General features: G+C 62.3%; 17 protein-coding genes and 1 tRNA gene. 11 read left to right on the plus strand and 7 right to left on the minus strand.

The features are described 5' to 3' along the window. Positions 1-103: 103 nt before the first annotated feature. Positions 104-751 (minus strand): TetR/AcrR family transcriptional regulator, encoded by a 648-nt coding sequence (locus tag U1739_RS14145; protein ID WP_332709146.1) that lies wholly within the window; start codon positions 749-751, stop codon positions 104-106. Between the two features lie 187 nt (positions 752-938). On the opposite strand from U1739_RS14145, the gene U1739_RS14150 reads away from it, so the two are divergent. The 4 genes from U1739_RS14150 to U1739_RS14165 are packed head-to-tail and all read left to right on the plus strand — an operon-like array spanning position 939 to position 5,951. Further along, positions 939-1,922 carry an alpha/beta hydrolase fold domain-containing protein gene (locus U1739_RS14150; protein WP_332709148.1) on the plus strand — a complete coding sequence of 328 codons (984 nt, stop codon included), beginning with the start codon at positions 939-941 and terminating at the stop codon, positions 1,920-1,922. Beyond that, on the plus strand, positions 1,919-3,490 hold the full coding sequence (locus tag U1739_RS14155; RefSeq protein WP_332709151.1) for a carboxylesterase/lipase family protein: 1,572 nt from the start codon (positions 1,919-1,921) through the stop codon (positions 3,488-3,490). Before U1739_RS14150 ends, U1739_RS14155 begins: the two co-directional genes overlap by 4 nt. Continuing rightward, positions 3,490-4,599: an SMP-30/gluconolactonase/LRE family protein gene (locus tag U1739_RS14160; RefSeq protein ID WP_332709153.1), complete on the plus strand. Its 1,110-nt coding sequence runs from the start codon at positions 3,490-3,492 to the stop codon at positions 4,597-4,599. Before U1739_RS14155 ends, U1739_RS14160 begins: the two co-directional genes overlap by 1 nt. Positions 4,600-4,643: 44 nt before the next feature. Then, positions 4,644-5,951: an MFS transporter gene (locus tag U1739_RS14165; protein ID WP_332709155.1), complete on the plus strand. Its 1,308-nt coding sequence runs from the start codon at positions 4,644-4,646 to the stop codon at positions 5,949-5,951. 398 nt (positions 5,952-6,349) lie between these two features. Here the strand turns inward: U1739_RS14165 and U1739_RS14170 are convergent. Then, positions 6,350-6,444, minus strand: a tRNA-Arg gene (locus tag U1739_RS14170). A 585-nt stretch (positions 6,445-7,029) separates the two neighbouring features. Between U1739_RS14170 and U1739_RS14175 the strand changes: the two genes are divergently transcribed. After that, positions 7,030-7,845 (plus strand): tyrosine-type recombinase/integrase, encoded by an 816-nt coding sequence (locus U1739_RS14175; protein ID WP_332709158.1) that lies wholly within the window; start codon positions 7,030-7,032, stop codon positions 7,843-7,845. Between the two features lie 30 nt (positions 7,846-7,875). On the opposite strand, the gene U1739_RS14180 is transcribed toward U1739_RS14175, so the two are convergent. The 5 genes from U1739_RS14180 to U1739_RS14200 all read right to left on the minus strand — a co-directional run bounded on the left by U1739_RS14180 (position 7,876) and on the right by U1739_RS14200 (position 11,049). After that, on the minus strand, positions 7,876-8,391 hold the full coding sequence (locus tag U1739_RS14180) for a hypothetical protein (RefSeq protein ID WP_332709160.1): 516 nt from the start codon (positions 8,389-8,391) through the stop codon (positions 7,876-7,878). A 49-nt stretch (positions 8,392-8,440) separates the two neighbouring features. After that, entirely contained in the window at positions 8,441-8,815 is a 375-nt protein-coding gene (locus tag U1739_RS14185; RefSeq protein WP_332709162.1) for a DUF3768 domain-containing protein, read from the minus strand. 25 nt (positions 8,816-8,840) lie between these two features. Then, positions 8,841-9,401 carry a tyrosine-type recombinase/integrase gene (locus U1739_RS14190; RefSeq protein WP_332709164.1) on the minus strand — a complete coding sequence of 187 codons (561 nt, stop codon included), beginning with the start codon at positions 9,399-9,401 and terminating at the stop codon, positions 8,841-8,843. A gap of 172 nt (positions 9,402-9,573) precedes the next feature. Continuing rightward, positions 9,574-10,404, minus strand: coding sequence for a hypothetical protein (locus U1739_RS14195; protein WP_332709166.1), 831 nt, complete (start codon positions 10,402-10,404; stop codon positions 9,574-9,576). Positions 10,405-10,476: 72 nt separating this feature from the next. Then, on the minus strand, positions 10,477-11,049 hold the full coding sequence (locus U1739_RS14200; protein ID WP_332709169.1) for a hypothetical protein: 573 nt from the start codon (positions 11,047-11,049) through the stop codon (positions 10,477-10,479). Positions 11,050-11,486: 437 nt separating this feature from the next. Between U1739_RS14200 and U1739_RS14205 the strand changes: the two genes are divergently transcribed. The 6 genes from U1739_RS14205 to U1739_RS14230 are packed head-to-tail and all read left to right on the plus strand — an operon-like array spanning position 11,487 to position 17,207. Next, on the plus strand, positions 11,487-11,798 hold the full coding sequence (locus tag U1739_RS14205) for a TrbC/VirB2 family type IV secretion system protein (RefSeq protein ID WP_332709259.1): 312 nt from the start codon (positions 11,487-11,489) through the stop codon (positions 11,796-11,798). Positions 11,799-11,802: 4 nt separating this feature from the next. Continuing rightward, on the plus strand, positions 11,803-12,087 hold the full coding sequence (locus U1739_RS14210; RefSeq protein WP_332709171.1) for a VirB3 family type IV secretion system protein: 285 nt from the start codon (positions 11,803-11,805) through the stop codon (positions 12,085-12,087). After that, positions 12,066-14,438 carry a VirB4 family type IV secretion/conjugal transfer ATPase gene (locus U1739_RS14215; RefSeq protein ID WP_332709173.1) on the plus strand — a complete coding sequence of 791 codons (2,373 nt, stop codon included), beginning with the start codon at positions 12,066-12,068 and terminating at the stop codon, positions 14,436-14,438. Before U1739_RS14210 ends, U1739_RS14215 begins: the two co-directional genes overlap by 22 nt. Next, positions 14,438-15,709, plus strand: a complete 1,272-nt coding sequence (locus U1739_RS14220) for a type IV secretion system protein (RefSeq protein ID WP_332709175.1) — start codon at positions 14,438-14,440, stop codon at positions 15,707-15,709. The genes U1739_RS14215 and U1739_RS14220 overlap by 1 nt, the downstream gene beginning before the upstream one ends. After that, the gene (locus tag U1739_RS14225) at positions 15,706-16,497 is read left to right on the plus strand and encodes a VirB8 family type IV secretion system protein (protein WP_332709177.1); all 792 of its coding nucleotides are present in this window, start codon (positions 15,706-15,708) and stop codon (positions 16,495-16,497) included. Before U1739_RS14220 ends, U1739_RS14225 begins: the two co-directional genes overlap by 4 nt. Next, positions 16,494-17,207: a TrbG/VirB9 family P-type conjugative transfer protein gene (locus tag U1739_RS14230; RefSeq protein ID WP_332709179.1), complete on the plus strand. Its 714-nt coding sequence runs from the start codon at positions 16,494-16,496 to the stop codon at positions 17,205-17,207. The genes U1739_RS14225 and U1739_RS14230 overlap by 4 nt, the downstream gene beginning before the upstream one ends. Positions 17,208-17,275 lie beyond the last annotated feature (68 nt).

The following is a 17,275-nucleotide window of genomic DNA, read 5'->3' on the forward strand; positions in this document are numbered from 1 at the left end:
GACATGCTTTGTGCCGGTGACGAAGCGAGGATTAGTGGTACGAACTAGTACCTGTCAACGATAATTGCGTCGGGTGCTGCCCGTGTTTGGCCGGCGATGACGATCAGTCGCGCTGCGTGATCCAGGCGAGAATGATGTCGGCCACCTGCCGCGCGCGGCGATCGATCGCTGCCGGGCTGGCCATGTCGATCCCGAAATTGTGGCTGAAGGTGAATTGGTTAGACACGTTGTAAAAGGCCAATGCGGTCATGTTCATATGGAGTTCGACTGGATCGATATCGCCGCGGAATGCGCCCTCGGCTTCGCCGCGGGCAATGATCGCGGCAAGCAGGTCGATGACGTCATGGTTATGCGCGCTTAGTCCGTCGATCTGCCGGAGATGCTCGGCGCGATGGATGTTCTCGTTCATCACCAACCGGACCAGTTCGGGATGTTCGGAATGATAGCGCACATCGTGCTCGATCAATCGGCGCAACGCCTCGCCCGCCGTGCCGGACACGATATCGACGGTGTTCTCGCTGGCGCGCACGCGGCGATAGGCACGCTCCAGCACGGCGCGATACAGCTCGTCCTTGCCGCCGAAATAATAATAGATTTTGCGTTTGGTCGATTTGCCGGCGATCTCGTCGATGCGCGCGCCAGCCAGGCCCTTTTCGACGAACTCGACGGTGGCGATGTCGATCAGCTCGTTGATCGCTTCCTCGCGGGTTTCGGCGCGGGAGCGACGAACGGGCTTCTCACCGGTGGGCACAAACATCTCCTGAACGGATCGGCCGTTATCGATAGGCGATCCCGTATCCCTGGTCGATGGGGCAACAAGCCGGCACGAAGATAAAAGGTACGAACTTGTTCGTGCTTCTTGCATTCCGATGGCGATGCGGCATGTTGGGCAGCAGAACGGCGCGATCGATGCCGTTAGCTATCGTGGGAGAGCTGCCGTGATCAGACTTGTCAAAATCGGGGCCATGGTTGCCGCATCCCTGTCGGTGGTCTCCCCAGCGAACGCCCAGCGTGCCCCGCGCCTCTATCCGGTGGCGGAAAAGCCGGCACTCGACGATCTGTTTCCGGTGGTGCCCGTCGCCTTTGCCGATGGCGTCACGGCGTATCGCGACATCGTCTACCAGACCAATCCCGGCTATCGGCCGCAGATCGTCGATGTCTATGTCCCGGCCACGCCCGGGCCGCACCCGCTGATCCTCTATATTCATGGCGGGGGCTGGCAGGGCGGGCATACGCGGCATTCCGGGGCGCTGGCCGACTTTCCCAAAGTGCTGGCGTCGCTCGCTGCCGAAGGCTTCACTGTCGCCAGCCTGGAATATCGCCTGTCGAGCGAGGCGCGCTTTCCGGCGCAGTTGCAGGATTCGAACGCCGCCCTGCGCTTCCTTCGGACGCATGCCGCCGACTATCGCATCGATCCGGCCCGCGTCGGCGTGTGGGGCGGATCGGCTGGCGGGCATCTGGCGGCGCTGACCGCGGTCACCTGCCGCAACACCGCGCTCGATCCGGCGGCGGCACAAGACGGCTGCGTGCAGGCCGCGGCGACCTGGTACGGGGTGTACGATTTCGCCGGCATGACCGCGACGCCCGATGGCAATGCCGCGGGCGCCAAGCTGCTCGGTTGCGCGGCGGCCTGTCCAACGGACCAGATCCGCGCGGTCAGCCCGGTGACCTATATCGACGCCAAGACGCCGCCCTTCCTGCTCATCCACGGCGACGACGATCAGGTCGTCCCGGTCGGACAATCGCATCTTGGCGAGCGCGCCTTGAAGAAAGCGGGTGTGTCGGTTCAGTCGATCTACCTGCCCGGCGTCGATCACAGTTTTATCGGCCGGGATGCGGCGACGACGCGCACGGCGACGTTGCGGGCGACCAATGCGACGTTCGACTTTTTCCACGACAAGCTCGGCGTGCCGCGCAAATGAGGCGGGTGCTGACTGCCGCGCTGGCGGCATTGCTGTGCACGGGCGCCCAGGCGCAGTCGCGCGCGATCGCCGTGGACGGCGGACGGATCGACGGAGTCGTGCTCGCCTCCGGCGTGTCGGCCTGGCTCGGCGTGCCGTTTGCCGCGCCGCCAGTACGCGACTTGCGCTGGAAAGCGCCGCGGTCAGTGACGCCATGGCGCGGCACGTTCCACGCCGATCGCTTCGCACCGGAATGCCTGCAGCCGCTGCGGGGATCGCGGCAGAACCATTATTTCGGCAATGAAGCGAGCAGTGAGGATTGCCTGTACCTTAACATCTGGGCGCCACGCGCGGCGCGCAAGGCGCCGGTGATCGTGTGGATCTATGGCGGCGGATTCACCATCGGTTCGGCCAGCATGGCCAATTATTCAGGAGCGCCGCTTGCCCGCGACGGCGTGGTGCGGGTCAATCTCGCCTATCGTGTCGGCCCGCTCGGCTTCTTTGCGCATCCGGAGCTCAGCCGTGAGTCCGGCAGCGGCTCGGGCAATTACGGGCTGATGGATCAGATCGCCGGGCTGCAATGGGTGCGCCGCAACATCGCCAAGTTTGGCGGCGATCCCGACAATGTCACGATCGTCGGCCAATCCGCAGGATCGATGTCGGTCGCGCTGCTGCAGATGAGCCCGGCGGCCAAGGGACTGTTTTATCGCGCGGTCGGCATGAGCGGCAGTCCGTTCGGCGCGATGCTCGGCCCGGTCCCGCTTGCCACCGCCGAGGCACAGGGGCTGGCGCTGCAAAAGGAGCTGGGCGCAGCATCGCTGGCGGCGCTCCGCGCGCTGCCGGGCGATACGATCACCGCGGCCACCACGCGTCGCGATGCGATCGTGCAGGACGGCCGCATCGTCTCCGGCACGGCCGAACAGGTGTTTGCCGCGCGCACGCAAAACGACGTGCCGATCCTGATCGGCTATACCAAGGATGAGAGCTTTCGCCCGCTCGGGGCCGTCGCCGACCGCGCCGCGCTGACGCGGGTGGTGCGCGATCGTTTCGGCGGGCGGGCGGATGCCATCCTGGCTGCTTATGCCGATACCGATGCACGCCGTGCCGCCGCCGACATCGCCCGCGACGCGACGGTCGGCTTCCAGATGGCCGAATGGGCGACGTTCCAGGCGCGCTATGGCCGGCAACCGGCTTATGCCTATCTGTTCACGCGTCGACAGCCTTATGCGCCGGGCGTGGTGTTCAGCGATCACGATCCGGCCACGGTCGGCGCCTATCATAGCGGCGACGTGCCCTATTGGCTGCGGACCCGCCAGTCGCTAGATCTGTTTCGCCGGACGCGCATGTGGGAGGCGGGCGACGTATCGCTCGAGCGCGAAATGGCCGACGCGTTGCTGGCCTTCGCGCGGGGCGGCATCCCAGCCAGCCCGGTCGTGGGGCGCTGGCCGATGTTCGATCCCGCGGCCCCGCGCCTCGTCTGGCTGGCGCCGGAAAGCCGCGCGATCGCGTGGCCGCACTTTGCCGACATGGCGCTGTTCCGGGGCGACACCGTGCCGCCACGACCGACGCCAGCGCGACCCCGCGACTGATGTGGCGCGCGATCGTCCTGATTGCGCTCGCGCTGCTGCCGGTCACCGCGGCGCGCGCGCAGACGGGGGATTGTGCCGCCGATACCGAGCTTGCTTATGTCTGTGGCCCGCAAAAGCCCGAGGATGTTCTAGCGCTTCCCGGCACGCGCTGGCTGATCGCCAGCGGGTTCGCCGATGGCGCCGGGCTCAAGCTGGTCGATACGCGCACCCGCGGCTTTACCACCTGGTTTACCGGCAGGCCCGATCAGCTTGCGCCTGCGCCCAGCGCGCGCGACTGTCCGGGCCCGGTCGACGCCAAAGTGTTCAACGCGCGCGGCCTGTCGTTGCGTCGGCTCGGGAAACACCGCTGGCGCCTGCTCGTGGTCAATCATGGTGGTCGCCAATCGATCGAATTGTTCGACATCGACACGCGCGGAGAGGTCCCGCGCCTGCGCTGGCGCGATTGCCTGGCGATGCCGGAGGGGCAGATCGGCAATAGCGTTGCCGGCTTTGCCGATGGCACGGTGCTGGTGACGGTGCTGACGCGGCCCGGCACGACGATCGCCGATTTCGTGCTCGGCCAAGTCACCGGCGCGGTGTGGCAATGGCGGCCGGGCGATGCCGGCTTTGTCGCGCTCCCCGGCACCGCACTGCCCGGCAATAACGGCTTGGAAATCGACCCCGATCAGCGCCATTTCTATGTCGTCGCGTTCGGCTGGCATGCGGTGGTGGTGTTCGATCGCCGCGACACCAACCGTCCGGTCGCCCGCATCGACGCGCCCGATTTCATGCCCGACAATATCCATTGGTCCGGCAAGCGCCTGTTGCTGGCCGGCATGGTGCTCGACGAGCCGGCGTGCGGCGGGCGCCGCCGGGTGATCGCGGGGGTCGCCGATCCGATGCTCTGCCATCGCGGCTGGGTGGTGGGCGAGCTGAAGCATGGCCGAGTCACGACGCTGGCCCGAGGTTTACCGCAGCCCGGCTTCAACGGCGTCTCCGCCGCGGCGATTGCGGGCGGCACATTATGGCTCGGCTCGTTCCAATCGGGGCGGCTGGCCGTGCTGCGCGACTGGCAGGACGGCCGCAGCCGGGGGCAGCCCAGCCGCCGCACTTATTGTTGCGCGCCATAGCGTTCCGGTCGATAGCCCGTGCCAATGACGATTGGGAGAGCGGCATGACGGACGATCCACGCGAGATCATCGATCGCGAGCCGATGTCGCGCTTCCAATGGGGCGTGGTGGCGATCATGGTCGGGCTCAACGCGCTCGACGGGTTCGACGTGCTGTCGATCAGCTTCGCCTCGCCCGGCATCGTGCGCGCCTGGGGGATCGACCGCGCGGCGCTTGGGTTGGTGCTGTCGATGGAATTGATCGGCATGGCGGTCGGATCGATCGTGCTCGGCGGGGTGGCCGACCGGCTGGGGCGGCGCACCACAATCCTCGGCTGCCTGGTGGTGATGGCGGCGGGCATGTTCGCCGCCTCGACCGCGCAGGATGTGGTCATGCTGTCGGTATGGCGCGTGCTCACCGGGCTCGGCATTGGCGGCATGCTGGCGACAACCAATGCGGCCGTATCGGAAGCGTCGAACGCGGCGCGGCGCAATCTGGCGGTGGTGCTGATGGCGGCGGGCTATCCGCTCGGGGCGATCATCGGCGGGTCGATCTCATCGGCGCTGCTGCAGCATTTCGACTGGCCGATCGTGTTCCAGTTTGGCGCCGTGCTCACCTTGTGCTTCATTCCGCTGGTGCTGTGGCGTGCGCCCGAATCGATCGCGTTCGAAATGCAGCGTCGCGGGCCGAACACGCTGGAGGCGATCAACCGCACGCTGGCGCGGATGGGCCATCGCACGATCCACGCGCTGCCACCGGAACGCGCCGCCGGCGCCCGGCTGCCGCTTGCCGCCTTGTTCTCCCCGGCGTTGCTGCGCATCACCTTGCTCATCACTCTGGCCTATACGGCACAGCTGATGACCTTCTATTTCCTGCTCAAATGGATTCCCAAGATCGTCGTCGACATGGGCTTCGATCCCAGTTCCGCGGGCACGATCCTGGTGTTCGCCAATTGCGGTGGGCTGGTCGGTTCGCTGGTGCTCGGTTTCCTGACCGCCAAGATCGACGTGCGCACGCTGACGATCGCGATGATGGCGGTGTCGGCGGTGATGGTGGCCTGGTTCGGCCGGGGGCAGGGCAGCTATGCCGAACTGGCGGCGATCGCGGCGCTGACCGGTTTCTTCACCAATGGGGGGATTGTCGGCCTGTATGCATTGCTCGCGCGCTCCTTCCCGACCGAGGTGCGCGCCACCGCGACCGGCTTTGCCATCGGCGTCGGGCGCGGCGGTTCGGCGCTGGCGCCGGCCTTGGCGGGCTTTCTCTTTGCCGCGGGCTATGGCTTGCAGATCGTCGCGGTGCTGATGGCATCGGGGTCGGTGATCGCCTTGCTGGCGCTGCTTGCCCTGCGCAGCGGACGGGAAAGTCGCGGTTAGCGAGGGGGCGCCCGGATTGCGAACAGATCATGCGCGTACCGACAAGAATGATCGCGCCGCGCTGGTAAGCTGATCGGCCACTACCCCGGGGGATGGTGAACGATCATGAGCAGCGACGGGCCAACGGCTGTTGGGCTCTCGGCCGACACCGGCGGCAAGGGCGTATTCCTGCCAATATTGATGGCGCCGCGCTTGGTCGGTGCACCCAGCACGCTGGCGCAGTCCGACCGCGCCTGTGGGGCCATAAAATCACTGGCCACGGCTACGTGGACTTGCCCGGCGGGCGAAAGATATCGATGTTCGCGCTGCGGGGTAGCCGGTTGGCATGCCGGGCCACGCACGGACTGGGCATCGACAGTCGAACGCGCGCGATCAGGTTGGGGTGCATGGCTGGATAGTGGTGCACCCGACTGGATTCGAACCAGTGGCCTCTGCCTTCGGAGGGCGCAAGATATTGGCGCCCATCGTTCGCTGAAGTGTGGCTTTGCACTGCAAAATCATATACATAGATATAGGTCGCACGCTGGCGTTCGCCGACGTGCGCGGGTGCTTATTTGACGAATATTTGACGGTTTGCGAGGTTGGTGTGGCACAGACGCTAAAGGAAGCGCCGCTGACGACGCGTAGCGCGCGGATAAAGCTGGAGCCCGGAGTGCATTGGCGGGGAATAGATCCCGACACTCACCTCGGATATCGAAAAGGGAAACGGGGTGGTCGCTGGCTAGCCCGATGGTATTCAGGGAATGGAAAATATGCCCAGGTAACATTAGGCACGGCTGACGATGTTATCGGGGATGGAACGCTTTCGTTCGAGGCAGCGGTGGTGGCGGCAAAAGTCGCGGTTGCGAACGCCCGTCGCGAAGCGGCTGCTGCCGCAACGGGTCCAGTAATAACTGTCGGACTTGCCATAGAGGAGTACATCAAGCGTCGTGATGCCCGTGCAACCGCGCGGGCAGGAAGGCCTACACGCTCGGATGCATCAAGCCGACTTCGCTTGCACGTCCTAAGCAATGCTAAACTAGCGGCAACGCAGCTATCGCAGCTTAAAGAAAGCGAGCTCGAGAGCTGGCGGTCCTCGTTGGTTGGAAAGATCGCAACGAGGAAACGTTTGTCGAGCGATTTTCGCGCCGCTTTGAACGCGGCTGCGATCGCGTCACACCGCTCCCTGCCGGCCGATATTGCCTCGACGATCGCGAGAGGGCTTCGACCAACAGAGATCGAAAACGCGACGCCGATTGAGCCAGTGGCGAGAGAAAATCAGATACTCACAGATCAGCAAGTTCGCGCAATCGTGAGTGCCGCGGGCAGAGTCGATGCCGATCAATCTTGGGACGGAGATTTAACGCGGATGATCCTGGTGCTCGCCTCGACTGGCGCACGGTTTTCGCAGGTAGCTCGGTTGCGAGTGGCAGATGTGCAAGCTTCGCGGCTTTTAATGCCGGCCAGTCGGAAAGGGCGGAGTCGTGAAGATACGAGAACGCCTGTTCCCGTCAGCAAGGATTTGATCGAAGCTCTTCGGCCGATTGTTCTTGGGCGGGCATCCGATGCAATGCTACTTGAGCGATGGTTTCACGTGCCCAAGGGGCGTGGCAAATGGGAACGAGATCGACGCGGCGCATGGCGCGCAGCTTTCGAAATCACAAAAGTTTTTCACGCGGTCACAGCCATCGCCGGACTGCCTGGCGTAACGGCATATGCCCTGCGACACTCATCGATCGTTCGAGGTTTGCGAGCCGGGCTGCCGATACGGCTCGTGGCGAGTTTACATGACACGTCGACTCCTATGATCGAGCGATTTTATAGTCGGTATATTGCGGATGGGTTGGAAGACCTGGCTGCCGGCGCGGTGGTGTCGTTCGCCGATGACTCGCAAATTCTGGATGAAAAGCGCTAGCGAGTTTTTTAAGAATTCCCGCGAGTTTTTTCAGATAAACGTGAGAACGACCGCGGCATCGGTCGCGAGTTGCGGCCCATCGCCGCCGCGAAGAGCTATTGGCTGGCTTCGGCCGTTGTCGATCAGCTGATATGCATGTGTTTGGTGGCGCGCGGCCACCACCCAGTGGCTCCCGTCCCGGTGGGCGGCGATTACGGCAAAGGCCTTACCGTGCGCCCAGAGGGATCCGTAACGCTGCGAAAAGGACATGCGCTGCCGGTGCCCGATCAGTTCGATTGAAATGTCCAGGTCGATGCGCTCCGCGAAAATTCGGCAAAGATCGCGGATCTGGAACTGATCAATTCCGCCGATGGCTGAGTTGCTTTTTAATACACGAATATCGATACCGGGGACGCGGGCCAGGCATTCCACCCCTTCGTCGTAGAAGGCAGCGTCCTCTTCGCGCAGCAGAATATGTTTCGCCGTGTGCTGGATATACCGGAAGGCGTTTAGGGCAGCATAGAAGCCGCACAAGCCGTCATGCTGCCCCTGCTTGAAGTAGCGCATCGCTAGCTCGAGACCTTGCACCAGATGGCGGTACGAGCGGTCCTGCTGGTCAATATTCCGACGCCAGCATGATCGTCAGCACTCTGGTCGTAACCGCCGAGTTGGCGGAGTCAGGCGAGCCGTGTTCCAGATCGTTGTCGTAATAGTCGATCTTCCAGAAAACCCGTTCCCCGGCATAGAGGAACGCGCCCATATCATGTTCGCCGTGCGGATCGTTATCGGCGTTAAAATCGTCAAACTCACGGATTGTGCGCGTGATCTCGACGAGGGCGTCTGAACCCAGGGCCTTGATGCCCGGCGTAACCGCGGCCATGCCGCCAGCGCCTCGCTTTCGAAATGCGTCATTAAGCGCACAGATAGCAGCCACACGTGCGTGCGTTTTCCACATGCGCGCTGGGCGCACCTCTCCCGTGTCGTCAGTCATGTCGTTTTCTCCGATTGGTGTGGGGTTAGATCAGGGCGATGAGCTTCCGCTGGGCATCGCGATTGCCCTCGATGTAGCGCTGGGTCGTAGCGAGGTCGCGGTGTCCGACCAGCTCTTGTAAATCGCGAAGTGAACCGCCGGTTTTAGCGAGCATGCGGGCCGATCGCGTAATGAAGGTGCGCCGGCCGGAGTGGGATGAGCAACCGTCGAGGCCGAGCTCGGCATAGTTGGCAGCGAACCAATTCACGATGCTGCGACCGGTCATGTGCCCGCCGCGCTCAGATGCGATTACCGGGCCATCGCGTGGCCGTCCTTGGTCGATGCGATGGCACCGAAGGGCAGCGAGCAGATCGGCATGTACCGGGATGCGTCGGGGCGATCCGCCCTTGGTGATATCGCCTGACACGAACAACACCGGTGCAAGTTGTCCGTTGGGACGGAGCACCATTGACCAGGTGAGGCCGGCAATCTCGCAGGCCCTAAGTCCGGCTTTGAAGCTGAGCATTATGATGACGCGGTTACGCGTCGCGTGCCGGAGATCGCTAACGTGGTCGAGCAAGCGACGCACGTCGGCGATCTCCAGCACCCGGGCGGGCTGGGCCATTTCGATCTCCAATTTCAGGGGCAGCACGCGGCCGCACTGTGTTAGTATACTAGCGCACGTTAGCCAGAAAGTCAAAGGCAGCCGGATAAAGGCGTGACCTGCCGCTGCAGTTCACGCCTGTTTATACCGAGGAGGTGCGGGTTGTCGCGACGTCCTATTGGATCGTCGAAGGTTCGTTCTCAGCGTCGATGCCAGAAGCATCGCCAGGCTCGTCTGCATCGCCGTCGTCCTCCGGCGGAGGCGTGAATTCCGCACGTGAACAACGCCGAGCGGATGCCAGGGTGGTCCCTGTAGCATCGGACAAGAAGCTGTCTTGATCAGCTTCTCCGATATTCAGCTCAATAGCAGCGCCGGTGCCAATGATTTGCAGCCGAGTACCGGATAGTTTCCAGGACCCGGCGGGGCCGGTTGCATCGAGGTAGCGATGACTGCGCGCGAACTCATAAAAGGGGCCACTGAGGCACGCATCCGATCCCTGCTGCGCACCGACCCATCGACCAATCAGCCAGCCATCTTTGACCGTCGCCACTAGGCGGTTGCGATCCGTCTCTGCGGCTTGGTCGGCAGCTTTGCCTTTCGCCTCGTTGATCATGCTAACTTCAAGGCGCTCTGCGAATCCCCCGAGTTCAGCCGCGACGACGAATGTGTCAGGATCTTGCGCTGAAGGTACGATGGTAAAATCGAAGCCCGTTCGTTCGACGATTTCCCCGAACGGACCATCAATCTTGATGTTGGCGTGGCAGGACGCCTTGCTTACAACCTTGTCGTATGTTTCTAGCGTCGCGTCCGCGAAAGCGATCGTGTAGCCCTTGGCCGCGCCGTCCTGAGATATCACCAGCTTTCGCAGCAATTGTTCGACGTCGGGCGCGATGCAGACCTTTGCATCACCTGCCCTGAGCAACTCGACGGTTTTTGTCTCGGAGGTGCCTCCGCACGATACGAGTAGGGCTGAGAAACTGGCGAGCGCCAGCGTTGGACGGTTCATACAATTCTCCCTTTATTGCGCAGTTGCCGTCGGTGCCGGCAGACCGTCCGCTCGAATGAGCAGACGTAATAGTTAGCGCGGAACGCAGGCGCGGAGCCGATTCATGGCACGCGCGCTGTGTGTCAGGTCAAAGTTCTGGATTATTGTCGCATCGGCATTCATGAATCCAAGCCGATCAAACTTACTGAAGCTTGTAAGCACCTGCGCGCCGTTCAGTTTGGCGTTGAACACGCGTTGGCCACCCCGATTGACCCCAATTAGGAACTTGTTCGAGCCCCATTCGCGGTTCGGATCGCTGAGCCCAACGCCTGGAATAACGTTGATCAGGATGATTTCGAGGTAAGTCGTATCAGCCGTTCGGTAGCTCGTAAGGTCCTTATTCCAAAACCCCACATGCGCCTGGTTGCGGCGGCGATCATAGCCAACCAACAGGACGCCTCGTTCGTTTTCGGCAGATGCGTAACAATAGCCCGGCGTCCGGAAGTATTTCCATTCTGGGCTATCTTGGAAAACGTCGAAGTTTTGCTCCATCGGATCGTCGATAAAACCGTCAAAGCCGCCTGTTTGTGCGGGCAAGGCGGAGGCGGCGGCAGTTATCGCCGCGCAGCCAAGCGCCATGCGGGAAAGTGTTTTGTAAAATTTCACGGAGGTCCCCTGTTTGAGGGGCGGATCGGGCTTCTGCCTCGCGCCGCCCGTATGTCCACTCGGGGCGACGGCCGAAGCCGGATGTTCGAAACTCGCTACGCACGAGCGCATGCGCCTTTACCGGCGAACCGGCTGGACATGCGCGCATGCCACCCGGCCCCGATAAAAATCGCGACCGAGAAGGCGTAGAGAGGTTTCGAAGCCCCACACTGCAGCTTTTTTGCAGCGCGTCGTTATGGTACGACGTTATGGAACTTTCGGCAAGGTGGCCCGCCCCGGACAGCAATTGCCGAGTGTACGACCCACATTGCTATGCCATTGGTCTCGCATTATTTTTTGTTTTGATGACCGCTTGCTGTCGTTCGTGTTGGTAATATTGAAACAAGTGCGCAAAGAAGGGCATTCGCGTGATCGATAGCTAGGGGGCAGCGGTGGGGATTGGTAAATTCAGGGTTGGGGCGGTAGCGCTCGCCGCGTTTCATTCGGTCAGCGCTTCGGCGCAAGATACGCTCGCGGATCCTGCTGGCTCGGGCGTATTGGTGTCAGCGGTCGGCTGGCTGCAGGGCACATTGCTCGGTACGATAGCAACGGTCGTCGCGGTCATCGCGATAGCCAGCGTCGGGTTTATGATGCTGACCGGTCGGATTAACTGGCGCTACGGCGTAACCGTGATCGTCGGTTGCTTTATCGTATTCGGTGCCGCGAGCATCGTTGCAGGAATCCAAACAACCGCCTCATTGGGCAACTGACGCAATGAACGGCCTAGATCGCGATCCCCTTTTCGTGGCGTTAACGCGTCCACAGATGTTTGCCGGTGTCACATACAGCTATTTCGTGATTAACGCGATCGTAGCCACCGAACTGTTCCTCATATTCCATTCGATCTGGGTGTTGGTCGTGGCGATCATCGTCCATGTTGCAGGCGTGCTCGCATGCCTGCGCGAGCCCCGCATCTTTGATTTGTGGCTAACGCGCGTGTCCAAGACCCCACGGGTGCGCAACCATGCGATCTGGCGATGCAACTCCTACCGCCCTTAAGCGCCGATCCGCAGGCGATCACGCGGGAGAAAGCGGCTGGACATCACCTGCCTTATGGCAGGCACGTCGACGACTACACGATCGAAACGCGCGACGGACTGCTGCTCCAGTTCATCCATCTACGCGGTCTGTTGTTCGAGACAGCCGACAGCGACGAGATCAACTATCGTAAGGGCCTGCGCGATGCGATGCTGCAGGCGATCGGCTCATCGCGGTTTGCTCTTTATCATCATGTCGTTCGGCGACGTGTAGACGTCGAATTGAAGGCAACGTTCCCAGATCCCTTTTCAGGAGAGCTAGACGCGACCTGGCGAGCGAAGCTCGCGGCGAAACAGCTGTACGTCAACGACCTGTTCCTTACCCTAGTGCGCCGACCGTTACAGGGCCGGGTCGGCGTTGCCGATAGGGTGCGTGGCTTATTCGAACGGGCGGGTCATGGGCCGGCCTTAGCTTCGGCTCATGAGGTGCGACAGCTCGATCAGGCGCGTGATGCATTGCTCGCGCAGCTCGGTAGCTATCAGCCACGCTTGCTCGGCGCCTACGACACGGCGGCAGGCGCCTGCTCTGAACCGCTCGAGTTTCTTTCCTCGCTTTATCATGGCGAGATGCGCCCCGTGCTGATGCCGCTGCAGGATCTCGGCGCCTACCTGCCGTACAAGCGCGTCAGTTTCGGACAGGAGACTGTCGAACTGGGTGCGGCGGGCGCGAGCCCGCGCGAGTTCGTTGGACTGGTATCGATCAAGGATTATCCCGCGCAGACGGCGCCGGGCATGCTGGACGAACTATTGCGGCTGCCATTTGAGCTGACCGTGTCGCAATCGTTCGGCTTTGTTGATCGCGCGGCGGCGTTGGGCCGTATGAATCTGGCGGTAAGACGGATGCGCTCGACCGAGGATGAGGCACTCAGCCTGCGTGGCGAACTGTCGACGGCCAAGGACGAAGTTGCAGCCGGGCGCGCCGGCTATGGCGAGCATCACATGACTGTCGCAGTGCGCGCCAGCACGCTGGCGGAAGTCGACGAAGGTGTCGCGGAGGTGCTGGCTTCGCTGGCCGATCTCGGCATCATCGGGGTGCGAGAGGATTTGGCGCTGGAGCCCGCCTTCTGGGCGCAGTTCCCTGGAAACTTTAAATATATCGCGCGGCGTGGGATGATCTCGACAAGCAATTTTTCAGGGTTTGCCAGCAGCCACAATTTTCCGATCGGGCGCGCGGAAGGCAATCATTGGGGCGAGGCGGTCACCTTGCTCGAGACGACCGCCGCGGGGCCTTATTATTTCAACTTCCATCACGGCGACCTGGGCAATTTCACGATTATCGGACCATCGGGGTCGGGCAAGACGGTGGTGCTCAACTTCCTGCTCGCCCAAGCACGAAAATTTGCTCCAAGAATCATATTCTTCGATAAGGATCGCGGTGCGGAACTGTTCATCCGCGCGATCGGAGGGCGCTACGACCTGTTGCGCCCCGGCACACCCGCAGGGCTCAATCCGCTACAGATCGAGGACACTCCCGCTAACCGACAATTCTTGATCGACTGGGTGGCACAGCTCGTGGGTGGCGCAGACGTCGATGAGGTGGCCCGGATCAAAGATGCGATCGACGCAAACTTCGCTCAGCCGATCGAGCATCGCCGCTTGCGCCACCTGGCCGAACTGTTCCGCGGCGGGCATCGCCCGCATGCCGCCGATCTGTGGGCGCGCCTCCGCCCGTGGGCGCTAGACGGCGAGCGCGCCTGGTTGTTCGACAATGTCCAAGATCTGACTGATCTAACGGCCGATGCGGTAGGGTTCGACATGACCGCTATTCTCGACGATCCAGCGCTGCGCACACCCGCCATGATGTATCTGTTCCACCGCGTGGAAGAGCGATTGGACGGTACAGCGGCGATCATCGTCGTGGACGAGGGCTGGAAAGCGCTAGACGACGAGGTGTTTGTACGGCGGATCAAGGATTGGGAAAAGACCATCCGCAAGCGCAATGGTATTGTCGGCTTCGCCACGCAGAGCGCGCAGGATGCGTTGGAAAGCAAGATCGCCAGCGCGATTATCGAGCAGGCTGCGACGCAAATTTTCATGACCAATCCCAAGGCGCGTGCGTCCGATTATATTGACGGGTTCGGGCTGACGGCTCACGAATACGAATTGGTTCGCACGCTGCCAGACGATGCGCATTGCTTTCTGATCAAGCACGGCACCGATAGCGTGGTGGCACGCCTCGATCTGTCCGGCGAGCGCGACATATTGACGATCCTATCAGGCCGTGAGCGCTCGGTCCGATTGCTCGATGAAATCCGGCAGACCAGCGGCGACGATCCGGCTGATTGGCTCCCGCAACTGCTGGAGCGCGTGTGATGGCGTGTCCGGCGATCCTCCCCGGCGATGCGTTCCTCAGCGGGCTGCTGAACTATGTCGATTGCCAGGCCCAGATGATTGGCCAGAATGGCTATCAGGCGCTGGCCATGCCGGGATCACCGGTCGCCATGATGCTGACCGCGCTTCTGACAATCTTCATTGCTTTGTTCGGCTATCGTTTGCTGTTGGGCCATGTGCCCGAGCTGCGCGACGGCGTGATAGCGGTAGTGAAAATCGGCATCGTTCTTGTCCTGGCGACTAGCTGGCCAGCGTTTCGCACATTGGCTTATGACGTGACGATGCACGCGCCAGCGGAACTGGCGACCAGCATCGGCAGTAGTGCAGCGCTGCCGGGCGCTGGAGGCGGGCTGGTCGCGCGGTTGCAGCGGATCGATAACGGGTTTGCCGAGCTTATCGTGCTGGGCACAGGACGACCGGATGGCAGCGATGCTATGAGTGAGGAGCCTACGCCTCGCACTGCCGCGCAACAGCAACAACAGATGCAGCGCCTGCAACAGCTGTCCGGGCGACTTGCCTGGAACCCGGAGAAAGACGCGAGCCGCGTAGCCTCCGCGCGGACCGTATACCTGACGGCGACGATCACAGCGTTCGCCAGTGTGCGGCTGATTGCAGGACTGTTGCTTGCTCTCGGGCCGTTGTTCGCGCTGTTTCTGCTTTTCGATGCCACGCGTGGGCTGTTCGAGGGGTGGGTGCGTGGGCTGGCGGGCGCGGCACTAGGGGCAGTATCGACGGCAATACTGCTAGGCGTGCAACTAGCGATGATGGAGCCTTGGCTGGCGACTGTGCTCGCCGAACGCCGCGCCGATGTGCCAACACCGAGCGTGCCTGTGGAAGGCCTGGTGATAGCATTGGTATTTGCGCTGACAATGTTGGCCGCCTTGATCGCCACCGCCAAAGTGGCAGCGGGCTTCCGTCTACCAGAGGCGTGGCGTTTACTACCGAGTAGGTTAGCGGGGACGGTCGATGGGGCATCGTCAGCTACCTATCCGATCGCGACCGGGGATCGAGCTGTGGTCGATCAACGCTCACGTGCTCTGGCCGTTGCGGATGCCGTTGCCGCGACGCAGCGGCGCGAGCTTATGCCGGTCGCCGGATTGGGCTCTGCGGGGGGCGCTCGTACACACGGCATCTTTCAAGCGGTGTCGCGTGATCGCACCGTCGCGGCGATAGTCCCCCTCGGACAGAGTTATCGTCGGCGGACCGGCACTCGCGTATCCGCGGGCGCTTCGCGGCGGGATAGGAAATCATGAAGCAGCAGCAACGCGAAGCGCTCGACGCATATTATAGCGAGGGCGAGAGCTGGGCGGCAGATCGCAATGCCGAGCTCCGCGGATCGCGGCGAAGTGCGTGGATCATCGCAGCAATTGCCGTCGTTATAGCGTTGTTCGAGGCGATCGCGTTGATCGTCCTTCTGCCTCTCAAAACCGTTGTGCCCTATACCTTGCTTGTGGATCGCCACACCGGCTTCGTTGAGGCGCTCAAACCTCTGGATGGGGCGAAGATCGCGCCCGACACGGCACTGACCCAGTCGTTCTTGGTTCAATATGTCATCGCCCGCGAGAGCTTCGACGCTGACGCGCTGCAGGCCAACTATCGTAAGGCAAGCCTGTGGTCAGCGGACCGGGCCAAGGCCGACTATGTTGCCAGCGTACAGGCATCTAACCCGGACAGCCCGCTTGCTCGCTTGCCTCGCAGCACGGTGATCGAGACGCGGGTTAAAAGCATCTCGCCATTGGGCGGCAACAGTGCACTGGTTCGCTTCGAAACGCAGCGGCGCGATGCTGGCGGTCGCGCGTTGCCGTGGCAGCCTTGGGTTGCTGTCGTGCGTTATCGGTTCTCGGGCGAGCCGATGCAGCGCGACGACCGCTTCTTGAATCCGCTGGGCTTTCAGGTTCTGCGCTATCGCCGAGATGCAGAGGCGCTGCCCATTGCCGAACCCATCCTACTTACACCGTCCGCGGAACCAACACCTTCATTCCCGAGATTACCAGGTTCACGACCGGTGCCGGTACAGCCACTACCGGCGGCTCAACCTTGACGCCGCGGCGCGCTCTGCTCGGCCTGGTGCTCTCTAGCGTAGCCGCGATCGATGGCGCGACAGCGCAACTGCGCCCGGTTGCGGGGCCGGGTGATCCGAGGATCCAGAGCGTGCCCTACGACGCTAATCAGGTCGTGCAATTGCAGGTTGCCAGTGGATTCCAGCTGTCGGTAGAATTTGGCCCCGACGAGCGTATCGAAAATGTCGCTGTGGGCGATAGCGCCGCTTGGCAGGTGACGCCCAACAAGCGTGGCGATCACCTGTTTGTGAAACCGGTCGCGGCTGGCGTCACAACCAACCTGACTGTTATCACCGACGCACGAAGCTATAATTTCGAACTGTCCCCGCTTTACGGCGCGATGGGCAACACGGCCTATACGGTGCGATTCACATACCCCGAGACGGCGCTCGCAACGCTCCAGGCGATGCCCCCATCTATACCCGCCCTCGAGGATGGGCTCTACAAGCTGCGTGGTGCCAAAGCTCTGCTGCCTGAGGCGATCAGCGATGACGGCACCAAAACCTTTATCGAGTTTCCAGCCGATCGGCCGCTTCCGGCGATATTTGCCTATGACGAGCATGGGCGCGAAGTGCTGGTAGAGGGGGCGATGCGTGCGGGCCAATATGTCATCGATGGCGTGAAGCCGAAACTGCTGTTCCGTATCGACAAGCGTACCGCTACCGCAACGCGGGTGCTGGATCGCAAATGATGGTTGCGCGCAGCTCTTCCGCCGTGGGCCCCAGGGGAGACGATCCTCGTAAGGGGTTGGCCGAAGCA

Origin of the sequence: Parasphingomonas puruogangriensis (assembly GCF_036663635.1) — a bacterium.
Lineage (GTDB): Bacteria > Pseudomonadota > Alphaproteobacteria > Sphingomonadales > Sphingomonadaceae > Sphingomonas.